Origin of the sequence: Streptomyces sp. x-80 (genome assembly GCF_046549095.1) — a bacterium.
In the GTDB taxonomy this organism is placed as follows: Bacteria; Actinomycetota; Actinomycetes; order Streptomycetales; family Streptomycetaceae; genus Streptomyces; species Streptomyces celluloflavus.
Genome location: NZ_JAJPWM010000006.1, coordinates 342293 through 364162, shown reverse-complemented (window position 1 = coordinate 364162; position 21870 = coordinate 342293). Strand labels below are relative to the sequence as shown.

General features: G+C 73.5%; 16 protein-coding genes. 10 read left to right on the top strand and 6 right to left on the bottom strand.

Annotation, left to right across the window (positions count from 1 at the left end; genetic code table 11):
- Positions 1-126 precede the first annotated feature (126 nt).
- Positions 127-1950 carry a 3-hydroxyacyl-CoA dehydrogenase family protein gene (locus ACLJWH_RS14535; RefSeq protein ID WP_411142083.1) on the bottom strand — a complete coding sequence of 608 codons (1824 nt, stop codon included), beginning with the start codon at positions 1948-1950 and terminating at the stop codon, positions 127-129.
- 390 nt (positions 1951-2340) lie between these two features.
- On the opposite strand from ACLJWH_RS14535, the gene ACLJWH_RS14530 reads away from it, so the two are divergent.
- On the top strand, positions 2341-3042 hold the full coding sequence (locus tag ACLJWH_RS14530) for a HEAT repeat domain-containing protein (RefSeq protein ID WP_411142082.1): 702 nt from the start codon (positions 2341-2343) through the stop codon (positions 3040-3042).
- On the opposite strand, the gene ACLJWH_RS14525 is transcribed toward ACLJWH_RS14530, so the two are convergent.
- Together ACLJWH_RS14525 and ACLJWH_RS14520 are read right to left on the bottom strand one after the other, a co-directional pair.
- A complete protein-coding gene (locus ACLJWH_RS14525; RefSeq protein ID WP_411142081.1) occupies positions 2934-3590 on the bottom strand; it encodes a GNAT family N-acetyltransferase in 657 nt (218 codons plus the stop codon). The two genes, ACLJWH_RS14530 and ACLJWH_RS14525, sit on opposite strands and share 109 nt — an antisense overlap.
- Positions 3591-3830: 240 nt before the next feature.
- Positions 3831-4859, bottom strand: a complete 1029-nt coding sequence (locus ACLJWH_RS14520; protein ID WP_411142080.1) for an Rv2578c family radical SAM protein — start codon at positions 4857-4859, stop codon at positions 3831-3833.
- Positions 4860-5014: 155 nt separating this feature from the next.
- Here ACLJWH_RS14520 and ACLJWH_RS14515 point away from each other — a divergent pair, with 155 nt between their 5' ends.
- From ACLJWH_RS14515 to ACLJWH_RS14505, 3 genes are all read left to right on the top strand, one after another.
- Complete coding sequence (locus tag ACLJWH_RS14515; protein ID WP_411142079.1) at positions 5015-5458, top strand: SRPBCC family protein; 444 nt, start codon at positions 5015-5017, stop codon at positions 5456-5458.
- A 183-nt stretch (positions 5459-5641) separates the two neighbouring features.
- The gene (locus ACLJWH_RS14510; protein ID WP_411142078.1) at positions 5642-8176 is read left to right on the top strand and encodes a SpoIIE family protein phosphatase; all 2535 of its coding nucleotides are present in this window, start codon (positions 5642-5644) and stop codon (positions 8174-8176) included.
- A 53-nt stretch (positions 8177-8229) separates the two neighbouring features.
- Positions 8230-9012, top strand: a complete 783-nt coding sequence (locus ACLJWH_RS14505) for a class I SAM-dependent methyltransferase (protein WP_411142077.1) — start codon at positions 8230-8232, stop codon at positions 9010-9012.
- An 88-nt stretch (positions 9013-9100) separates the two neighbouring features.
- Here ACLJWH_RS14505 and ACLJWH_RS14500 read toward each other — a convergent pair whose 3' ends face one another.
- Both ACLJWH_RS14500 and ACLJWH_RS14495 read right to left on the bottom strand, forming a co-directional pair.
- A complete protein-coding gene (locus tag ACLJWH_RS14500) occupies positions 9101-9793 on the bottom strand; it encodes an HAD family hydrolase (protein ID WP_411142076.1) in 693 nt (230 codons plus the stop codon).
- Positions 9794-10034: 241 nt separating this feature from the next.
- On the bottom strand, positions 10035-10949 hold the full coding sequence (locus ACLJWH_RS14495; RefSeq protein ID WP_411142075.1) for a ScbA/BarX family gamma-butyrolactone biosynthesis protein: 915 nt from the start codon (positions 10947-10949) through the stop codon (positions 10035-10037).
- 111 nt (positions 10950-11060) lie between these two features.
- Here ACLJWH_RS14495 and ACLJWH_RS14490 point away from each other — a divergent pair, with 111 nt between their 5' ends.
- On the top strand, positions 11061-11774 hold the full coding sequence (locus ACLJWH_RS14490) for a ScbR family autoregulator-binding transcription factor (protein ID WP_411142218.1): 714 nt from the start codon (positions 11061-11063) through the stop codon (positions 11772-11774).
- A gap of 478 nt (positions 11775-12252) precedes the next feature.
- Positions 12253-13506: a S8 family serine peptidase gene (locus tag ACLJWH_RS14485; protein WP_411142074.1), complete on the top strand. Its 1254-nt coding sequence runs from the start codon at positions 12253-12255 to the stop codon at positions 13504-13506.
- Between the two features lie 171 nt (positions 13507-13677).
- Here the strand turns inward: ACLJWH_RS14485 and eccCa are convergent, their stop codons facing one another.
- On the bottom strand, positions 13678-17628 hold the full coding sequence (gene eccCa, locus ACLJWH_RS14480) for a type VII secretion protein EccCa (protein ID WP_411142073.1): 3951 nt from the start codon (positions 17626-17628) through the stop codon (positions 13678-13680).
- Positions 17629-17885: 257 nt separating this feature from the next.
- Between eccCa and eccD the strand changes: the two genes are divergently transcribed.
- The 4 genes from eccD to ACLJWH_RS14460 all read left to right on the top strand — a co-directional run bounded on the left by eccD (position 17886) and on the right by ACLJWH_RS14460 (position 21789).
- Positions 17886-19280 carry a type VII secretion integral membrane protein EccD gene (gene eccD, locus ACLJWH_RS14475; protein WP_411142072.1) on the top strand — a complete coding sequence of 465 codons (1395 nt, stop codon included), beginning with the start codon at positions 17886-17888 and terminating at the stop codon, positions 19278-19280.
- 185 nt (positions 19281-19465) lie between these two features.
- The gene (eccB, locus tag ACLJWH_RS14470) at positions 19466-20977 is read left to right on the top strand and encodes a type VII secretion protein EccB (RefSeq protein WP_411142071.1); all 1512 of its coding nucleotides are present in this window, start codon (positions 19466-19468) and stop codon (positions 20975-20977) included.
- A gap of 130 nt (positions 20978-21107) precedes the next feature.
- Positions 21108-21407, top strand: a complete 300-nt coding sequence (locus tag ACLJWH_RS14465; protein WP_411142070.1) for a WXG100 family type VII secretion target — start codon at positions 21108-21110, stop codon at positions 21405-21407.
- 82 nt (positions 21408-21489) lie between these two features.
- On the top strand, positions 21490-21789 hold the full coding sequence (locus tag ACLJWH_RS14460; RefSeq protein WP_411142069.1) for a WXG100 family type VII secretion target: 300 nt from the start codon (positions 21490-21492) through the stop codon (positions 21787-21789).
- The last annotated feature ends 81 nt before the right edge of the window (positions 21790-21870 follow it).

Below are 21870 nucleotides of genomic sequence, written 5' to 3'. Positions count from 1 at the left end.
TGCATATTCGCACGGCACGCGGCATTCTGCGCCCTCGGCACCCCTGTGACCAGGGACGGACCGTCGGCGGGTGCCGGCAGTCCGCCCCCTGCGTCCGCCGTCCCGGGCCGGGGGCGCCGCCACGCGTCAGCGCCGGGCGTGCTCACGGAAGCCGCGGCCGGTCTTGCGGCCCAGGCAGCCCGCGGCGACGAGGTGTTCGAGCAGCGGCGCCGGGGCCAGCCCCGGGTCGCGGAACTCGGCGTGCAGCACCCTCTCGATCGCCAGCGACACATCGAGACCGACCGCGTCCAGCAGCTCGAACGGACCCATCGGATAGCCGCCGCCGAGCTTCATCGCGGCGTCGATGTCGTCCGGGGAGGCGTAGTGCTCCTGGACCATCTTGACCGCGTTGTTCAGGTACGGGAACAGCAGCGCGTTCACGATGAAGCCGGCCCGGTCGCCGCAGTCCACCGGGTGCTTGCGGAGCGTCGCGCAGACCGCCCGCACGGTGGCGTGCACCGCGTCGGCCGTCAGGACCGTACGCACCACCTCCACCAGTTTCATCGCGGGCGCCGGGTTGAAGAAGTGCATCCCGATGACGTCCTGCGGCCGTGCGGTGGCGCGGGCGAGGGCGACGACCGGCAGCGAGGAGGTGGTGGTGGCCAGGACGGCGCCCGGCTTGCAGACCTCGTCCAGCGTCCCGAACAGCCGTTGTTTGACGGCCAGCTCCTCGGCCACCGCCTCGACCGCCAGATCGACGTCCGCGAAGGCGTCGAGCGAACCGGCCGGGGTGATCGCGGCGAGTGCGGCGTCCCGGGCCTCCGGGGTGAGCCGGCCCTTGGCCACGGAACGTTCCAGCGACCGGGCGATCCGGTCCTTGGCCCGCGCCGCCTTCTCCGCCCCGCGGGCGGCCAGCACGACCGGGAAGCCCGCTGTGGCGAAGACCTCGGCGATCCCGCTCGCCATCGTCCCGGACCCGGCGACCCCGACGCCGCGCACCGGCCGGCCCGCGGCGCCGGGGCCGACTTCCCCGGCCGGGCTCGCCGCGTCCGGTACGACGGCGGCGGTGCCCGGCGCCCGGTAGGTGTAGAAGCCGCGGCCCGACTTGCGGCCGGTCAGCCCGGCCTCGGCCAGCTGCCCCAGGATCGGCGCGGGCGCGTGCAGCCGGTCGCGGGACTCCGCGTACATCGCCTCCAGGACCGTACGGGCGGTGTCCACACCGATCAGGTCGAGCAGCGCCAGCGGGCCCATCGGCAGTCCGCAGCCGAGCCGCATCGCGGCGTCGATGTCCTCACGGCTCGCGTACCTGGACTCGTACATCGCGGCGGCCTGATTGAGATAGCCGAACAGCAGGCCGTCGGCGACGAATCCGGGCCGGTCGCCGACCGCGATCGGGTCCTTGCCCAGGGCGCGGGCCAGCTCCGTGACGGCGGCGACCGCGGCCGGCGCGGTGAGCACCGAGGAGACCACCTCGACCAGCTTCATGGCCGGCGCGGGGTTGAAGAAGTGCACCCCGAGCACCCGCTCTGGGCGCTGCGAGTCGGCGGCCAGCCGGGTCACCGACAGCGCGTTGGTGCCGGTCGCCAGGATCGTGTCCGGCCGCACGACGGCGTCCAGCGCCGCGATGACCTGCCGCTTGAGCGCGTACTCCTCCGGCACCACCTCGATGACGAGATCGGCGTCGGCCGCCGCCCCCACCTCACCCGAGGTACGGAACCGGGCCAGCACGTCCTGCCGCTCCTGTTCGGTGATCCGCTCGCGTCGCACGGCGCGGGCGGTGGCCTCCGCCAGGGCGGCGACGGCCCGGCGGGCCGCGGCCGGATCGGTGTCGATGCCGATGACCTGGCGGCCCGCACGGGTGAGGACTTCGGTGATACCGGTACCCATGGTGCCGAGACCGACGACGGCTACGGTCTCAAGTGGCAGGGGGGAGGCGCCGGTTGAGAGTTCAGGGGCGGACTGAGGGCCCATCGCGAGACTCCAGGAGGTGTTCCCCTGCGGGCAGGGGAGAGGTGACGACTGAGGAGGGGCCGCGCGGCGGGGGACCGGCAGCGGACACGGCGCGGGCGGCGGTAAGCCGCGGAACGCCGCCGGACTGCGGGCGTCGCCGGCGGTGCGGGAGACGCGGCGGGCCCTGTCCCGGGGCCGTGCCGTGCGCTCCGTACGGAGGTCGAACGATGCGGTGCCGAACCGACTGCACCGTGTGGCGGCTGCGTCACCAGGCCGCCCGAGCGGGGGTACCGCTCGTTCCAGCAGGCTAACCGGTGGGTAACCCGAGCACCAGGGGTAGGCCGGGTCATTAGGCTGTGGCGCAGGCCACGTCGCAGGAACCGGGGTGTCCCGGCGGGAGGGAAGCGGCAAATGGAAGAGGAATTCCACGAGTTGACGGACCGGGTGCGGGCCGAACTCCGCTCCCCACAGGACCTGGTCGCCTACGAGCGGCTGCTCGGACTGGCCCGGAAGAACACCCCGGCCGGCCGCGAGGAACTGGCCCAGATGCTGGTCGCCGTCGAACGCCCCCTGTGGGCCCGGGAGATCGCCGCCTTCATCCTCGGCTGCGCCGGGGACAAACGGGCCTTCGAGACGCTCGTCCTGCTGCTGAACTACCGCGACCCGGTGCGCTGCGCCACCGCCGCGCACGCCCTGGGCCGGCTCGGCGATCCGCGCACCGCCCGTGCCGCGGCCGCGCTCGCCACCAACCCGCTGCGCACCGCCTATGCGCTGCACCCCGTCCGGCTGCTCGCCGAACTCCGCGCGCCGCAGTCCGTACCGGCGCTGATCGCCACCCTGGAGCGGCTGCTGACCCCGCACACTCCGTACTGGCGGGTGGCGCTGGCCTGCGTCGAGGGCCTGGGCGCGCTGGGCGACCGGCGCGCCGTCCCCACCCTCGCCGCGGCCGTCGGGCATCCGCGGCTGGCCGCCGCCGCGGCCGCGTCACTGGCGCGGCTCGGGGTTCACGAGGACGTGCGCGCGGAGGCCGGGGGCGATGGCGGTGACGGTGGCGCGGACGGCGTCGGGGGACGGCGGGAGGGCCCGGCCCCGGGCGCCACCGGCCGCCGGTAGCGCACCTCGGGGACGCTCACCCCCGCCACCTCGTACGCCTCTTCCGCCCCGTCCGGTACGAAGCCGGCCCGCTCGTAGAACCGCCGGGCGCGGGTGTTGCCGCGCACCACCCACAGGCGCAGCGTCTCCCAGCCGGCGGCCCGCGCCCGGTCCAGCCCGGCGGTCAGCAGGGCGCGGCCGATGCCGGTACCGATCAGGCCGGGGGTGACGTAGAGGGCGAACAGCTCACCGGCGGTGGGCCGGTCCGCGGGCGGCGGGGCGGCACCGGGCGTACCGGAGATGACGGGCGTGACGGGTGTACCGGGGGTGCCGGAGACGTCGGGGTCGCGGGCGGGCCCGAGCGCCGCCCAGCCGGCCACCGTGCCGTCCCGTACCGCCACCAGGTCGCAGGCCTGCGGCAGACGGCGTCCGAACCGCGACCGCCGCTCCGCGGCGTCCCGCGCGACGCTCATGGCGTCCAGATACGCCTGCGGCATCAGCCCCGTGTACGCCGCCTGCCAGCCCTGGACCCGCACCGCCGAGACCGCGTCGATATCAGCCTCGGTCATCTCCCGTATCCGCAACGGTGGTTGCGTCTGTACCCCGGTCATGTGCCTGTCCCTGTCCCCGTCCCCGTCCCTGCCGCTGTCTCGGTCCGCGCCGCTGTCCGCGGGTCCCGGGCTCTGGCCCCGGCCCCGGCCCCGGCTCTGGCCCCGGTCTCGGTCTTGTCCGAAACGCTAGGTCGTGGGTCAACCGGTTTTCAGCGGTCGTGGCCCCGGCGGCCGCCCCGGTGCCGTGCGCGGTGCCGGTCAGAGCAAGGTCAGCTGGGTGGGCTCCGGGGGGACGGCGCGTGGTGCCGCCCCGTCCGCGGCGGGGGGCCGGATGCGGCGGGCGTCGCCGGGGCGGGCCGGGCCGATGCCGTACTCCGTGGCGAGTTCGTGGACCTGGCGGGTGATGGTGCGCTGGTACCACGTGGGGGCGTACGCGCCGTCCCCGTACATCCGCTCGTAGCGCCGTACCAACTGCGGGTGGTGGTGGCCCAGCCAGGCCATGAACCACTCGCGGGCGCCCGGCCGCAGATGCAGGACGAGCGGGGTGACCGAGTCGGCGCCCGCCCGCGCGATGGCCCGCACCGTGGCGCGCAGCTGCTCCGGTGCGTCCCCGAGGAAGGGGATCACCGGCGCCATCAGCACACCGCACGGGATGCCGTGCGCGGTGAGGGTGCGCACCACGTCCAGCCGGCGTTCCGGGGCGGGGGTGCCGGGCTCGACGGTGCGCCACAGCTCGCCGTCCAGGAAGCCGACGGAGACCGAGACGCCGACCTCGGTGACCGCGGCGGCCTGCCGCAGCAGCTCCAGATCGCGCAGGATCAAGGTGCCCTTGGTCAGGATCGAGAACGGATTGGCGTGGTCGCGCAGCGCCGCGATGATGCCGGGAAGCAAGCGGTACCGTCCCTCCGCACGCTGGTAGCAGTCGACGTTGGTGCCCATCGCTATGTGCTCACCGCGCCAGCGCGGCGCGGCCAGCTCGCGGCGGAGCAGCTCGGCGGCGTTGACCTTCACCACGATCTGGGAGTCGAAGCCGAGACCGGTGTCCAGGTCGAGATAGCTGTGCGTCTTGCGTGCGAAGCAGTACACACAGGCGTGGCTGCATCCGCGGTAGGGGTTGACGGTCCATTCGAACGGCATCCGGGAGGCGCCCGGCACGCGGTTCACGATCGAGCGGGCGCGCACCTCGTGGAAGGTGATCCCCCGGAATTCCGGGGTGTCGACCGTCCGGCTGACGACGTCCGTGCCGAACAGCGCGGCGCGGCTTTCGCCAAGATTGTCCCAGCGCATCGGGCCTCCTCCTGAGTACTGCCGAGTCCCCTTGGCCGATAATAGAACAGATGTTCGCTTAGTGCTTGTCGGCCCGATTTTGGCGCGCCGCCCAGTGGTGGTTGGCTTGGCGGCACACCGCAGGACCGGCAGCCGAGTACTGGAGGAAGACGCACATGGGTCAGGTCGAGGCCACCACACAGCGCGAGATCGCGGCGGACCCGGAGGACGTGTTCGACGCGCTCGCCGACTACAGCGGCACGCGCCGGCAGCTGCTGCCCGAGCACTTCAGCGAGTACGAGGTCAGGGAGGGCGGCGACGGCAAGGGCACCCTCGTCCACTGGAAGCTCCAGGCCACCAGCAAGCGGATCCGCGACTGTCTGCTGGAGGTGGACGAGCCGACCGACGGCCAGCTCGTGGAGAAGGACCGTAACTCCTCCATGGTGACCACCTGGGTGGTCACCCCGGCGGGTGAGCAGCGCGCCCACGTCACCGTCACCACCACCTGGAACGGTGCGGGCGGCATCGGCGGCTTCTTCGAGAAGACCTTCGCCCCCAAGGGCCTCGGCCGCATCTACGACGCGATTCTCGCCAACCTCGCGGCCCATATGGAGAAGTGAGCGCCGCGCCGGTGCACCGGCCATCCCGCCCCGGGCGTGGCCATCGCCGCCTCCGGGGCGCGTGGGCGGCCGGGCCAATGCGCCCGCGCACGACCTCTTCGGCCAATGCCGCCCACACCACCGCTCCGTGGCCCTACGGTGGGGGCGGTGGTGCCGGACCGGTGCACGAAGGAGCAACCGCCCATGGAGCGTGGCCCGTCGCACGGTGACGACACGGCCGGCGCGGCACCCACGGTGCCCGCGCCCAGACAGGCCGTGCCCGGACGGCTGCCGCTCGCCGTCGTGGTGGTGGACGCGGCCGGCCGGATCTCCCACTGGAGCAGCGGCGCGCGCAGGCTCTTCGGGCCCACCCGCCAGGAAGCGGTGGGTGCGGCCGCCGTCGATCTGATGCCGGTCACCGGCGCCCTCGGCGACCGGGAGTGGGACGAGCCGGCCGATGGCGCTGCCGTTGCTGCTGACGCCGCCGACGCCGCCGCCGACGACGACGTGCCGGACGCCGGCCCGGGGGCTCTGCCCGGTGGCGGCACGGCCTACCCGACCGCGGGCCGGGCCCGGATGACCGGCGCCGGGTCCGCCCCGGTGGACCTGCTGTGGTGGGCGTATCCCCTGATCGGACCGGGCACGGAACGGACGCTCGTACTCGCCGCGGACGCCGCGCAGCTGCACGGACCGGGCGGCGCGGGGAGCGGCCGGCCGGGCGCGGCGAGCGAGCGGTTCGCCCCCGCCTTCGCCCGGCACACCGACTTACCCGACGCCGCGGAGCTGGCCCGCCGGCTGCCGGAGATCCTGCCGAGCATGAACCCGCGGGAGAGCGGCCGGATCGTCTCCCAGGTGCTGGAACTGGGCTATCCGGTACTGGAGATCAGCCGGCACGAGCGGTTCCCGGTGACCCCGGACTGGGGCGTGCCGCGCCGCGTCGAGCGGCGTACGCGGCTGCTGCGCGCGGCGAGCGCGGTGGCCGACGATCCGCGGGCCGCCGCCGCGGCCGCCGCCGAGCTGGCCTCGGACCTCGAATACGCCGCCGTCCGCGAGCGGCTGGAGTTCCTCAACGAGGTCAGCGGGCGGATCGGCACCTCGCTCGATCTGGCCCGCACGATCCAGGAGGTCAGCGCCGCCGTCGTACCGCGCTTCACCGACGTCGCCGGCACCTATCTGCGCGAACAGGTCGTCGCCGGCGAGGGATTCCCCGACGGGCCGCCGGACGCCACGACCCTGTGGCACCGGGTCGCCGTCGAGCACAACGACGAACCGGGGCGCTGGGACGACGTCGTCCCGGTCGGCGAGTCGATGCCCTTCCCCGTCCAGACCCCGTTCTTCCAGTGCATGACCACCGGGCAGCCGGTCCTCGTCCCGCGGATCAGCGACGACATGGGCAACGCCATCGCCGCGCAGTTCGAGAAGCGGGACATCAGCCCGCTGATCAACCGGCGGTCGCTGCTGGTCGTCCCGCTCAAGGCGCGCAACGTGGTGCTCGGCTTCATGATCCTGCTGCGCCATCCGGAGCGTACGGAATTCAACGACATGGACCGGGTGACCGGCGCCGAACTCGCCGCCCGCGCCGGGCTCGTGCTGGACAACGCCCGGATGTACACCTTCCAGGAGAACGTCGCCGAGACGCTCCAGGACAGCATGCTGCCGCATATCGCACCGCGGATGGCCGGCTGCGACACCGCGACCCGCTATCTGCCGGGCACCCGCCTGGGCCGGGTCGGCGGCGACTGGTTCGACACCATCAAGCTGCCCGGCTCGCGCACCGCGCTGGTCGTCGGCGACGTCATGGGCCACGGCCTCAACTCGGCCGCGATGATGGGCCAGCTGCGCACCGCCGTCCAGACCATGGCGGCCATCGACATGCACCCCGCGCAGCTGCTGCGCAGCCTGGACGATCTCGCCCAGCGGCTCGGCGACAGCTACCTCGCGACCTGTCTGTACGCGGTCTACGACCCGATCGGACAGCGGCTGACGATCGCCAACGCCGGGCACATCCCGCCGGTACTGGTCCGCGCCGTGGACGGCCGCAGCGAGCTCCTGGAACTCCCCACGGGCGCGCCGATCGGCGTCGGCGGGGTGCCGTTCGAGGCCGTGACGGTGCCGGTCGCGGCCGGCGACCGCCTGGTGCTGTGCACGGACGGCCTGGTGGAGGTGCGCGGTGAGGACATCGGCGTGGGCCTCGCGGCGCTCGCCGAATCCGCCGCGCACCCCGCCGCCTCCATGGACGACGCCTGCGACGCCATCATCCGGGCGCTGAACGTCCAGGACGACCGGAAGGACGATGTGGCGCTGCTGATGGCGCGGCTCAACGGCATCGCGCCGGACGCCGTCGCCGAATGGCGCCTGGCGATCGACCCCCGGGAGGTCGGCCGGGCCAGACGGCTGGTGGGCCGCCGGCTCGCCGACTGGGGGCTGGCCGCCGCGGCCGAGCCCGCCGCGCTGATGGTCAGCGAGGTCGTCACCAACGCGGTACGGCACGCCCACACCCGGCAGGTGGTGCTGCGCCTGGTCCGTACGGACGCCCTGCTGTGTGAGGTCTCGGACGACGACCACGCCCTGCCGCAACTGCTGAACGCGGGCGCCGACGACGAGTTCGGGCGCGGGCTGCGGGTGGTGAGCCGGCTGGCGCGGGAGTGGGGCACGAGCCGGACGGACACCGGCAAGACGGTCTGGTTCGAGCTGTCCCTGCCGAGCACCCGGCGTACCCGGGGCCCGCACGCCGGGTGAGGGATCCGGCGCCCCTCTTGCGGGCCGCGCACCGGCGGGCGTAGCAAGGGGCCATGAGCGCTGCGAATCCCTTCACGAGCCCCTCCGCGCAGGCGTGGGAGGGCTTCTGGCGCGCCGCACCGACCGGTGCGGGCGAGGTCTTCTGGGACGCCGACCCCGCCCTGGCCGCGCAACTTCATCTGCCGTTCTTCGAAGCGCACTTCGACCCCGGGCTGCCGGTGGTCGACCTGGGGTGCGGCAACGGCACCCAGACGCGCCACCTCGCCGGCCGCTACGCGCGCGTCGTCGGCATCGACCTCGCCGACGCGGCGATCGGCCGGGCACGGGCCGAGGACATCCACGGCGCGGCCGAATTCCGCTGCCTGGACGCCACCGACCGGGACGCGATGCGCGCCCTGCACGCCGAACTGGGCGACGCCGACCTCTATCTGCGGGGTGTCCTGCACCAGTGCGCGCCCGACGACCGGGCGCGCATCGTGGCGAACATCGCCGTACTGCTGGGCACCCGCGGGCGGGTCTTCGCGGTCGAACCGGCCGCGTCGGCCAGGGACGTCCTGCGGTCCCTCGTGCAGAGCCCCACCGGACCGCCCGCGAAGCTGCGCGCGGTCCTCTCGCACGGCATCTCACCCGGCGACATGGCCGATACGGCCGTCCCGGGACTGCTCGCCGCCCAGGGGCTGCGCGTCGTCGCGAGCGGCCGGCTGCCGCTGGCGACCACCGAGTACCGCCCCGATGGATCGCGCATCGAGATCCCCACGAACTGGCTGGTGGCAGCGGTGGCCGGCGGACCGGCCCGCCGCCCCGGCCCCGGGGCCGGCCGCCTCCCCTCCAGGTAGCCGGTCGCGGGGTGCCCGCGGTGGCCCGCGGCGCCGCCGGGGCTTCGGCGCTCCGGGCGCCGGGCGGGGCGGCGCCCGGGGCGGCGGGTCAGCGGGACACCTGGCGGGGGATGCGGTTGCCCGCCCAGCCGCTGACCCGCGGTTCGTCCAGTGAACGCACCCACAGGTCGACGAGGGCGGTGATCTGCTCGCCCGGCCAGGGGCCGACTCCGATGACGCGCAGACCGGCGCGTGCCGCGGACTGGATGCCGCAGTGCGAGTCCTCGACGGCGAGGGTGTCGGCGGGTGCGGTGCCGCACTGCCGGGCGGCGGTGAGGTAGACGTCCGGGTGGGGTTTGGGGCGGATGACGTCGTCGGGTACCACGATGTGGTCGAAGTGGCTGAGGAGGCCGGCGGTGGCGAGGCTGGCCTCGACGACCTCTTTGGGGCAGTTGCTGGCGACGGCGAGCGGCGCGAACTTGCTGACGGCTACGACGAGTTCCCGGGCACCGGGCATGGTGACGGGGTGGCCGGCGGCCAGCGTACGGAAATGTCTGAGCAGCCGGGTGGTGAGGTCGTCGCCGAGTTCCGGGTGTCCGGCTTCCCGGGCCATCAGGTGTCCGCATTCGGTGTAGTGCAGGCCCTTGGCCCGGTCCGCGAATCCGGGGTCGGGGGTGAACCCGAACTCTTCCAGGGTGATTTCCCGTGCGTCCTGCCAGTGGCGTTCGGTGTCCATCAGGGTGCCGTCGCAGTCGAAGACGACGGCGGCCGGGGTCCAGGAAAGGATGCGATGAGAGGTCATCTTTTTTCTTTCCGTTCTGGAGTGCCCGGAAAGCGGCAGATCTTGACGTCGCGACGGTGCGGAGCGCGGTCGGCGTGCTGGTTCATCCGCTGTCGGGCAGGTGCGATTCCCGGCGGGCGCAGCCTTGTAGGAAGAGGCTTTCTCGGGCGACCGCCGAAGAACATAACGATCGCTACGTTAGAAACGGGGAGTTGGTGTAGTCAAGAGAATCTATTTAGTTGCTATCGTGTGTTTAGAGGTCTTATCGGTATTGGAGGGTTCCGAAGGCTTTCTGTTCGCCCCCCTGAAATACGCGGAAAACGCAGGTCCCATGATGTGGCACGCACAGGACGCGGGCGGGCGGACTGAATTCGGTGAACCGCACCGCTCTCAGCCGTCCGGCCGTGGGGCGCAGCAAGGTGCCGTGACTCTCCAGGGCCGCGGCCTGCCGGGCCGCTTCCAGCAGCACCATGCCCGGCACATGATCCGTGGTGTGGTCGAAGAAGAACGGATGCTTCGGATCGACCGGTTCCACCAGGAGGGTGCCGCCGTCGAGTCCGATCACGATGTCGCGCGGATCGGCCACCGCCGGTCCGGTGGCCTCCGGGCGCACCCGGACAGATGTTCGCGAGGTGCGCCGGACGGTGGTCACGGCCCCGCGCAGCACGGTGTACCGGCGCGCGTCGAGAAAGCACGCGCCGCCCCCGGCGCGGGCGAAGGCCGTACCGCCGGCCAGGAAGGTCACCTCCAGCCGGAGCCCGGTGACGGCACCGTCGGCCCTGGTGCGCAGGTCGCTCACCCCGGTCAGGCAGGTGACATCGGTGGCGGCGGAAGCGGCGCGCGGTTCCGCCGCCGGGGTGATGGCGAAGAACAGATCGGTGATGAGCAGATGCGCCGTCGCGGGCACGCCGAAATACCGCAGCGGGAGATAGATGCCGAGTTGGCGCAGGGTTTCCACGACGATCAGCGGACTGTGCAGGTCCGCACCGTCCCGGGGGAAAGTGGGATGGGACCGGGGCCAGGACGCCGCGGCCTCGAAGCTGGCGTCACCGGTCCGTCGTACGTCGGTGAGGAGTACCTCCGCCAGGGAGGTGCGGTGCACCATTTCGCGTGCCACGGTGCGTGACCAGCTCAGCGGCCGGAGTTCCCCGGTGGTCTCGCCGACCGAAGTGTTCATGTAATAAGAAGAACCCAGTTCCGGTGCCCGCGCACGCCCGACCCGTCGCGGGCGTGGGGGCGAGCCACTACATTGCCTGCTGTCGGCGACCGAGCGGTATCCGGGGTGGATGTGCAGGTACGGGCGAGGACCACGCGAAGGTCTCTGCTGGAGACGGCGGCGCGACTGTTCGACGAGCGGGGGTATGCCGGCACCAGTATCAGCGATATCAGCGCCCGGTCCGGCCGTACCAGCGGGGCCATCTATTTCCATTACGCCAGCAAGGAGAATCTGGCGCTCGCCATTGTCGAGGAGCATTTCGCGACCTGGCCGGAGCTGATCGCCCGCCACCGGGCGGCCCGGCTGCCCGCGCTGGACACGCTGGTCGCGCTGAGCTTCGATGTGGCCCGCGCCTTCCGCGACGATGTCGTCATCCGGGCCGGCTCCCGCCTCTGGATGGAGCGCAAGGCCATCGACGCCGCACTGCCGACGCCGTTCGTCGGCTGGACCGCGACCGTCACCGAACTCCTCGAAGCGGCCCGCGAGGAGGGCACGCTCGCCGCCGCGGTCGATCCCGGAACGGCCGCGCACGGCGTCGTCTGCGCCTTCTTCGGCCTGCACACCGTGGCCGACGCGCTGGACGGCCGCAGCTGCATCGAGGAGCGGCTGCACGGTTTGTGGCTGCTGCTCCTGGCCGCGCTCCAGGCCGACCCCGCACCGGCCGCGCTGCTCAGCCGCGTCCACGACCGGGCGGGCGCCGCCGCACCTCGTCCGCCGGCCCGCCCGGCCGGCACCGGAACGGCCCGGACCGGGCTCGCGGCCGTCGGCATCGCGCGGGTGAAGTAGCCGCGGCCATCGCTACGGGGTGAAGCAGCCCCTCCGTCGCGACGGAGGGGCGGGGGAGCGGAGCCCGCCGGGAACGTTCCGGTATTTCTCCGCCACGAGCCCCGGGCGGGGAAGCGGCCGGCCGGGGGAACCCCGGGGAAGGGCCGGTGTTCACCCGCCATTTCCCTTACGGATATCGAGATTTCGGCACTCCGGCACTCCGGCATTCCGGCACTCCGGGATTTCGGGATTTCGGGTATGCGGCGTTTCGCGGCTCTCCGGGGTTCGGAGCGCCGGCGATCCGAGGAGCCGAAGGCAGGAGAATGACGGGCCGCCGCCGCACGGCTCATTCACGGGTGCGGGGTTCACCCGTACGGCCGACCGGGAGTGCGGCGGCCGCGTCGGACCGCGTCCGGCCGGGCGACCTGCGGTGCCCGTCGCGGGGCTGCGTATGATCGCGAACGCGGGGCGCTGTGGGGACGACTGATGGGGTGTGGACGTGCGGAACCGCCAACTGCCGTTGCAGCGTGGGGTCACGGTGGCGATCGGCGCTCTCGGGTGCACGGTACTGCTGGCCGGGGGGACGGCCGGGGCCCGGCCGGCCGCGGCGGCGGGTGCGCCGGTGGCCCGGGTCGCGGCGGCGGGGGGCGGGACGGTGCTGCCGCAGATCCCGGACGGGCCGGTCGCGGAGGGCAAGTGCACCAAGGAGTCGGCGCGCACGATCGCCCAGACCCCCTGGTCCCAGAAGGCGCTCGGCCTGTCGGAGGTACGGCCGCTGAGCCAGGGCAGCGGGGTGACCGTCGGCGTCGTGGACACCGGTCTCGACGCGGGCGTCGCGGCGCTCAAGGGGCGCGCGTCCGGCGGCGGGGGCAAGGACTGCGCGGGGCACGGCACGTTCGTCGCGGGGATCGTGGCGGGGGCCGCGCAGGACGGTGTCGGGTTCGCCGGCGTCGCGCCGCGGGCCCGGGTGCTGGGGGAGAGCGTGAGCGGTGCGGACGCCGGGGCGCTGGCCGGCGGTATCGAGGACGCGGTGGCGGGCGGCGCCAGGATCGTGCTGGTCTCGGCGAGCGCGACGGCGTCCGACGCACGGTTGCAGGCGGCGGTCGACAAGGCCGCGGCCAAGGACGTGCTCGTGATCGCCGGAGCCACGGCCGGGAGCAAGGGTGCGCAGGCGTACCCGGGGGGACTGCCCGGGGTGCTCAGCGTGGCGGCCGTGGGCGTCGACGGGAAACCGTATCCGGGCCGTACGGGCGGGCAGTCCACCGGTGCGTCGCTGCCGCGGGTGGACCTGACGGCTCCGGGGGACCGGGTGGTCAGCGTGGGTCCCGGCGGCGGCCACTTCACCGGCGGCGGGGACTCGGTGGCGGCGGCCTTCGTCGCGGGCACCGCCGCGCTGGTGCGCGCGCACGACCCCGGGCTGTCCGCGGCCCAGGTCGCCGACCGGCTGCGGGCGACGGCGGCCCGCGGGCCCGGGGCGGTCCCGGACGCCCGGTTGGGGTACGGACTGGTGGACCCGCCCGGCGCGGTGGGCGCGGTGTCCGCCGCGGCCGGCACGGGCGCGCGGACCCGTACGGAGGGCGACCCCGCGTCGGCGGGGACCTACCGGGTGCCGGACCGGCCGCGTACCACCTCGCCGGCCGTGGCCTGGGCGGTCGTGGGCGGTGCCGCCCTCGTATCGCTGCTGGTGGGCGGCGCGGCTTTGGTGATCCCGCGCGGCCGGGCACGCGGTTGGCGCCCCGGCCGCCTCGGCTGAGGGCTGCCCCTGGCGGGCGCGCGACGACAGCTACGGCGCCTCGCCGTGTTGTCGGAACGTCCACATACACCCAGTATGCGGACGCTCCTCCGCCGTGCGATGCACCGCATCTGACGCCGCGCGCTGATCCACCAGGTATGACGGGACAGCCCTCAGGCCGCGTGCCACCCCTCAGTCGTCCTCGGCCAGCTGCGCCGTCTGGACCTGGATCTGGCGCCTGCGGGCGACCCACAGGGCGCGGCCCGGCGGGTACTCGCGGGGCTTGACGTTGCCGAGGAGCAGGCCCTCGGAGGGCGGGCAGGAGAACACGACGCTGGGGGTGTTCGCCTCCACCAGGCGGCGCAGCAGCGGATCGCCCAGGGCGCGGCCGACGCCGGAGGACGACCGGGAGACGATCAGGTGCAGGCCCAGCTCGGCGCCCTGGCTGAGGAGTTCGAGCACCGGGCCGAAGGGGCTCTCGGCTCCGTAGCCGCCGCCGGAGACCAGGTCGTAGTCGTCGACCAGGAGGAAGACCTGGGGGCCGTCCCACCAGTCGCGCTTGCGCAGGCGTTCCGGGGTGATCTCGGGGCCCGGTATCCGCGGCTCCATCGCCCCGGCGGCGGCCAGCATCATCTCGCGGGTGGCGTCCGCGGAGACCGCGTAGCCCAGGCGGTACTCCTCGGGGACCGCGTCGTACAGCTCGCGGCGGACGTCGACCATGGCGATCAGCGCCTCCTCGCTGGTGTGCGTACCGACGATCGAGCGGGCGATGTGCCGCAGCAGGTTGGTCTTGCCGCTCTCCGTGTCGCCGATGACCAGCAGGTGCGGTGACGCGTCGAAGTCGTGCCAGAAGGGGGCGAGTTCGTTCTCCTCGACACCGAGCGGGACCCGGCGCCCCTCGGCGGCGGGCAGCTCCGCGGCGGGGAAGGAGACGGGGAGCATCCGCACGGCCGGGGCGCCCGGCCCGTCCCACGCCTCGCGGACGGCGGCGACCAGGGCCTTGGTGGCGTCGGACAGGTCGGCGACCGCGCCGCTCCCGTCCATGCGGGGGAGCGCGGTCAGGAAGTGGTAGGAGTCCTCGGACAGACCGCGGCCCGCGACGCGCGGCACTTCCTGTGCCTTGCGCATGCCGATGAGGGAGTCGACCGGGTCGCCCAGGCGCAGTTCGAACTTGGTGCCGATCTGGTCGCGCAGTGCCGGCTGCATCTCGGCCCAGCGCGGGGACGCCACGATGAGGTGGATGCCGTAGTTGAGGCCGCGGGCGGCCAGCTGGACGACGGTCTGGGCGAGGTCGTAGAAGTCCTCGCGCAGCGTGGACCAGCCGTCGATGACGAGGAAGGCGTCCCCGAAGGGCTCATCGGCGAACTCGCCCGCCGCGCGCCGGGTGCGGTAGTCGGCCATGGAGTCCACGCCCTGCTCGGCGAAGGCCAGTTCCCGGCGGGCGAGCAGTGAGGTGATCTCGCCGATGGTACGGGCCAGCCGCTCGGGGTGCAGCCGTCCGGTGACCGAGCCGACGTGCGGCAGGTCGGTCAGCGAGGTCAGCGTGCCGCCGCCGAAGTCCAGGCAGTAGAACTGCACTTCGCGTGGGGTGTGGGTGAGGGCCAGGGCGGTGATCAGGCTGCGCAGCAGGGTGCTCTTGCCGCTCTGCGGACCGCCCGCGATGCCCACATGGCCGCCGGCGCCGGCGAGGTCGGCCAGCAGCGGGTCGCGACGCTGGTCGAAGGGGCGGTCGATGACGCCGACGGGCACCTTCAGGCCGCCGCGGGCGGTGCCGTACCCGTCGAGCCGGGCGGTGCCGGGCGGGAGGAGTTCGTCCAGCGACGGCGGGGTGCCCAGCGGGGGCAGCCAGATGCGGTGGGCCTCGGGGCCCGCCTCGTGCAGCCGCTCGATGGCGACCTGGAGCAGGCTCGCCGACTCGGTCTCCTCCTCCGCGGGCTGCGGGAGATCGGGCACGACGGGGTGGGCGGGCGGTACGTAACCGGAGCGGTAGGGCACCACGGCGCCGGTGCCGGTCGCCGCCTGGGGGGTGCGGCGTTTGGCCCGGTAGGCGCCGGAGACGTACGCGGCCTTGAAGCGGGTGAGCGTGGCCTGGTCGCTCTTGAGGTAGCCGTTGCCGGGGGCGGACGGCAGCTGGTGGGCGTCGGGGACACCGAGTACGCCGCGGCTCTCCATCGCGGAGAACGTCCGCAGGCCGATGCGGTAGGACAGATGCGATTCCAGCTGGTGCACCCGGCCCTCGTCCAGGCGCTGGGAGGCCAGCAGCAGATGGACGCCCAGGCTGCGGCCCAGCCGCCCGATCATCACGAACAGGTCCATGAAGTCGCGGTGCGCGGCGAGCAGTTCGCTGAACTCGTCGACGACGACGAACAGGGACGGCAGCGGTGCCAGCGCGGCGCCGGCCGTCCGGGCCTTCTCGTAGTCGAGTACGGAGCTGAAGTTGCCGGCGCTGCGCAGCAGTTCCTGACGGCGGATCAGTTCGCCGTGCAGAGCGTCCTGCATACGGGTCACCAGCGCGGCCTCGTCGGCGAGGTTGGTGATGACGGCGGAGGTGTGCGGCAGCTGCTCCATGCCCAGGAAGGTGGCGCCGCCCTTGAAGTCGACCAGGACGAGGTTGAGCACCTCGGAGGAGTGGGTGAGCGCCAGCGCGGCCACCAGGGTGCGCAGCAGCTCGCTCTTGCCGGAGCCGGTGGCGCCGATGAGCATGCCGTGCGGGCCCATACCGTTCTGCGCGGACTCCTTGATGTCCAGTTCCACGGGCGAACCGTCGGCGGCGATACCGATCGGCACCCGCAGCCGGTCGCGCTCGCCGGGGCCGCGGTGCTCCCACAGGCGGGGCAGCTCGTGGGCGCGCAGGTCGGTGACGCCCAGCAGGGTGGTGAGTTCGAAGTCGGTGGTCAGCGGCTCGGTGATCTCACTGGTCACGCTCATCCGGTACGGGGCGATCAGCCGGGCCAGCGGACCGGCGCGCAGCACGCTCAGCCCGTCCGGGCGGCCCAGCTCGGTGAGCTGCTCACGGCCGTTGCGGTCCTGGCCGACGACCTGGAGCAGACCGGGTGCGACATCGAGGCCCAGGGCGTGCGGGCCCGGCTCCCAGGGGAGCGCGCCGCTGACGTCGATGACGACGCAGTTGCGGAAACCGCCGCCGCCCAGCCGCGAATTGGCGTGAATGTCCGGTCCGTCCAGCACGATGACGGTGAACGGTTCGTCCTTGGAGGGGGCCGCCTGCGGGTCGAAGCGGGTGCGCTCGCCGAACTCCTCGCCCAGCAGCTCCTCCAGCTCCGTCGCGCTGTCCGCGATCAGCCGCCGCTGGCCCGCGCCGTCCTGCTGGGTGGGGTGCTGCGCGTGCGGCAGCCACTTGGTCCACTCCCACAGCGGCCGCTGCGGATCGCCGACGCACAGCGCGACGTGCAGTTCCTCGGCGGCGTGGAAGACGGCGAGCTGGCCCAGCAGGGCGCGCACCATGGCCCGCCCGGCGTCGGCGTCGCCGCGCAGCTGGACCAGCGCGTAGCCCCGCAGGTGGATGGCGATGGGCTGGTCGGCGACGGAGGTGTAGGCGCGGATGAAGCGGCGCAGGGCGTGCGCGGAGAGCGGTTCGAGGTCCTCGACCGGCTTGGTCTGTACGGGGGCCAGCCGCATCGCCAGCCGCTGTTCGCCGACCGCCAGGCGTACCTCGGCGAAGTCGCCGTGCGCGGCCCGCCGCTCCCACAGCCGGGAGGTGCGGACCACCGACCACAGGGCGGCCGGATCGGGGTTGCGCCAGGCGTGCGCGTCCCGTTGGCGGACCACCACCTCCCGCACGCGCCGCCGGTTCTGGCTGAGGTAGCGCAGATAGTCGCGGCGGTCACCGCTGAGGCGGGCCTTGCGTTCGCCGGCGCCGCGCACCAGCTGGCCGACGAGCATCGCGGCCGAACTCAGCAGCATCATGCCGCCGACGAGGTACATGAAGACGTTGCTGCCGCCACCGGGGCGCAGGACCATCAGCACCATGCCGCTGGAGGCGATGGCCATGGGCAGGTACGTCAGGAGCGCGGCGGCGCTGCCGGTGCGTTCCGGGAGCGTCGGCGGCTCTTGCAGTTCGAGCTCGCCGCCCGCCGGCTCCGGGCCCGGACGGCGGGGTGGGCGGCGGAACAGAAGCAGGCTCAACGCGCCAGTCCTCTCGGTCGGTGGCCGGACCGCGGCGGCGCCGGGGCAGGCCGATAGGGGCGGGCCGACAGCCGTCGCACCGGATGATGTCATGCCTGGTCAAGTGCCGTGAGCTTACGCAGTTTTGCGATTGTGATCGCATGCGCCCATTGCTCGACAAGATTGGTAAACAAACATAACCAACTCTGATACTTTCTCTCCAGCCCCACCCGTTTCATGGTCCGCGCATCGCGGATCACCCGGAGTGTGACCACCGCGTGAGCAACACCATCACTGCCGAACTGAGCAGGCTCGTCGTCAAGGCGCCAGAACGCACCTTTGAGATAGCCGTACCGGCCGATGTGCCGCTCGCCGAACTGATGCCCTCGCTCGTGCACTACGCGGCTCCCGAGGGAGCCGATCTCGACGAGAGCGGTCTGGAACACGGCGGCTGGGTCGTGCAGCGGCTCGGCGCCGATGCCCTCGACGAGGACGCGACCCCGGCGGAACTGGGCCTGCGCGACGGCGAGACGCTCTATCTGCGGCCGCGCCGCGAACAACTGCCACCCGTGCACTTCGACGATCTGGTCGACGGTGTGGCCGTCGGCATGCGCGAGCGCGCCGACCTGTGGCGCCCCGAACTGACCCGCCGTCTCCTGCTCGGCGTCGCCGGCGCCGTACTCGCCGCGGGCTTCGCCGCCCTCGCCTCCGCACACGCCCCGCTCCTCCAGACGGCGGCCGCCGCGGGCACCGCCGTCCTGCTGCTCCTCGGCGCCGCCGCGGCCTCCCGTGCCGTCGGCGACAGCGCGGCGGGCACGGTCCTGGGCGTCGCCGTCATCCCCTACCTGGCTCTGGCGGGCTGGCTGTTGCCGACCGGGCCGGAGGGGCCCGAACTGATCGGCGCCCGGCTGCTGGCCGCCTCGGCCGCGGCGGCCGGCGGCGCCGTGCTCGCCGTCGCCACCGTCGCCGCGGCGGCCCCGCTGTTCTGCGCCCTCCTCCTGGTGAGCCTGCTGGGCGCGCTGACCGGGGTGCTCGGCCTGACCGCGGGGCTCACCCTGGCCGCGGCGGCCGGCCCGGTGGCCGTCCTCGCCGTACTCCTCGGCGCGTTCGTCCCCATGCTCTCCTTCCGGCTCGCGGGCCTGCGGCTGCCGCCGCTGCCCACCAACGCCGAACAGCTCCAGGAGGGCATCGAACCGCTCTCCTCCCGCGACGTGCTGGACCGCACCGCCATCGCGGACCGCTACATGACCGGGCTCTACGCCGGGACCGGCGCGGTGTGCGCCGCCAGTCTGACGGCCCTGTCGACCGGCAGCGGCTGGCCGCCCTTCACCCTCGGCGGCGTCCTGAGCCTGCTGCTCGTCCTGCACGGCCGGGCGATGAACGGCGCCTGGCAGCGGCTCTCCGCGGTCCTGCCGGGCGTGTACGGCGGGGTACTGCTGATGCTGGCGGGGATCTGGGAGGGCGGTACCGCCGCCCGCTGCACGGTCCTCGCGGTCTCCCTGGTCGCCGGGGCCGCCCTCGTCGGCGCCGCCTGGAGCATCCCCGGACGCCGCCTGATCCCGTACTGGGGCCGCGCCGCCGACCTGCTGCACTCGCTCGCCGCCGCGGCGCTGCTCCCCCTGGTCCTCGTCGACCTCGGAGTGCTGTCGGCACTGCGCGGGCTGTGGAGCTGAGACGGCGATGCCGCACCCGCCGCCGTAACCGGCCCCGGAACCGGGACGGGGACCGAACGGCGCGCGGGAGGGCCGCACCACCACGACACGGCCGGGCGAGCACGGCACACGGCCGAACCACGAAGACACACAACCCGTCGGAATACGCACAATCCGTCAGCTGACGGGCAGGGGTGGGGAGAGGGATGCAGTCCAGGCGGGACCAGGTCCAGGCTTATACGTTCGTGGTCGGGCGGCTGACCACGGGCATGCTGGCGGCCGACCCGGACGCCCTGGACCCGCCCATGAGCCGCACCCGGCGCGGCGCGACGACGGGCCTGATCATCGGCGTGCTGCTCTGCGTGGGCTTCCTGCTCTTCGGGCTGATCTCCCCGGGGGAGTCCACCGCCTGGCGCAAACCCGGCACCCTCATCATGGAGAAGGAGACCGGGGCCCGTTACGTCTTCGGCGACGGGGTGCTGCGCCCGGTCGTCAACTACGCCTCCGGCAAACTGGTGACCGGCGGCCAGGGCGAGATGCTGAGCGTGGGCCGCGCGTCCCTGGCCGATGTGCCGCGCGGCGCGCCCATCGGCATTCCCGGCGCCCCCGACTCCCTGCCCGACGCGGCCCAGTTCTCCGACCACGCCTGGCAGGTGTGCGCCACCTCCCGTACGGCCGCCGACGGTTCCACCGAATCCACCACCACCGTCGGGGTGGCCGCCGCCGCCAGCACCGCCCCGGCGCTCCGGAGCGACCAGGCGCTGCCGGCGACCGGCCCGGACGGCGTCACCTATCTGCTGTGGCAGGGCAAGCGGCTGCGGCTGGACTCCGCCCACGGCGCGTTGCAGTCCCTCGGCTACGGCACCGCCGACCCCGTACGGGTGGGCAGCGCGTTCCTCGCCGCCGTCCCCGCCGGGCCCGATCTCGCACCGCAGGAGGTCGAGGGGCGCGGCGAGACGGGCCCGCAACTCGCCGGCGAGAAGCGCCGGGTGGGCCAGCTCTTCGACGTCCGCACCCCCGGCAGCCCCGACCAGCACTACCTGCTGGGCCGCGACGGGCTCCACCCGCTCACCGTCACCGGCGCCCAGCTGCTGCACGGCGACCCGCGTACCGCCAAGGACGCCTACGGCGGCAAGGAAGCGGTCGCCACCGTGCTGGGCCCCGACGAGGCCAGGGCGCACCTCGCGCCCAAGGACGGCGCCGGACCGGCCGCCGGCCTGCCCGCCACCCCGCCGAAGGACGTGACGCGCCAGGCGGGCACGGTCCCCTGTCTGCGGGTCACCCCGCAGGGCGGTACGCCCGACCAGCAGCTCACGCAGGTGCCGGTGCGGTACGCGGTCGGCCAGCCGGCCGCCGAACGCGACGGCGTCACGGCCGGCTGCCCGGCCCCCGAACTCATCGGCGCGCGCCCCGGCTTCGGCGTCCTGGCCGAACCGCTGCCCTCCGGCGCGGGCTCCGGGACCCGCTACCTGGTCACCGGCGAAGGCATCAAGTACCCGCTGGCCTCCGCCGATGCGGCCAAGCGGCTCTCCTACGACGGGGTCGAGCCCGTACGGCTGCCGTCCGCGCTGCTGCGGCTGCTGCCGACGGGACCGGTCCTCGATCCGGCGCGGGCGGCCCGGCCGGCGGACGCGGGCCCGGCAGCCAAGCCGGACCCGGGGTGCGCGAACGCCGCGGCGGCCGGCAAGGGCGTGCAGAAGGGCGGGGCGTCCGGATGAGCGCGGGCACGAACCGGCGGACCCGGCCCACGCGGGGCCGCACCACAGACCCGGACGGCGGGAGCACCTCTCCCGGCGTCCGGCAGGAGATCCGATACGAGTCAAGGGTGTGAGCGTCATGGTTGAGCGGATGCGCAGTACCGAACACGCGATGAACGTCGGCAGGGATGCCATCAGCGAGGCGGAAGCCTCGTGCCGGAAGATCTACACCGAGGTCGAGAACAGCAAGCAGACCCTCAGCGGCGGCTGGACCGGCGACGCGTCGACCGGCTTCGGCGCCTCGGTCTCCGAGTGGCTCGTGCAGCTGAAGGCGCTGGGCCAGAGCATGGACGAGATGGGCGTGCAGCTCGGCGGCACCCGGCACGAGTTCACGGCGAACGAGGAAGAAGCGGTCATCAAGGCCCAGTGGACCCAGCGGGTGAACCGCTGACCGGCACCGCCCGGCTGAACGGGCGCACCGGACCTCCCGGGCGCCCCACGCGTAACGACCCGATCCGAGGGAGCAGGAGCAGATGACCAACTTCAGCGTTCAGTACGGAGTTGTCGAGCAGGCGCGGGACTACATGATCCAGCAGACCAACGCCATCCAGACGGCCATCGACGACCTGCACGACAAAGTCAAGGTGGTGCTCACCGAGCTGGACGGTGTGACCGCCCAGGCGTACGAGGCCAAACACCGTGAGTGGCTGGCCAAGGTCGAGGAGATGCGGACCACGCTCACCGCCGGCCACCAGGTCCTCGGCGACATCCGGGACGGCTACAAGACCACCGACACCCGCGAGGGCAACCGCTGGGAGTCGCTGCGCGCCTGACCCCGGTCACGGCGGTGCGGGCGGGACCACCGCCCGCCCGCACCGTAGCCCCTGCGGCGGACAACGTTCCGCTCTCGTCCC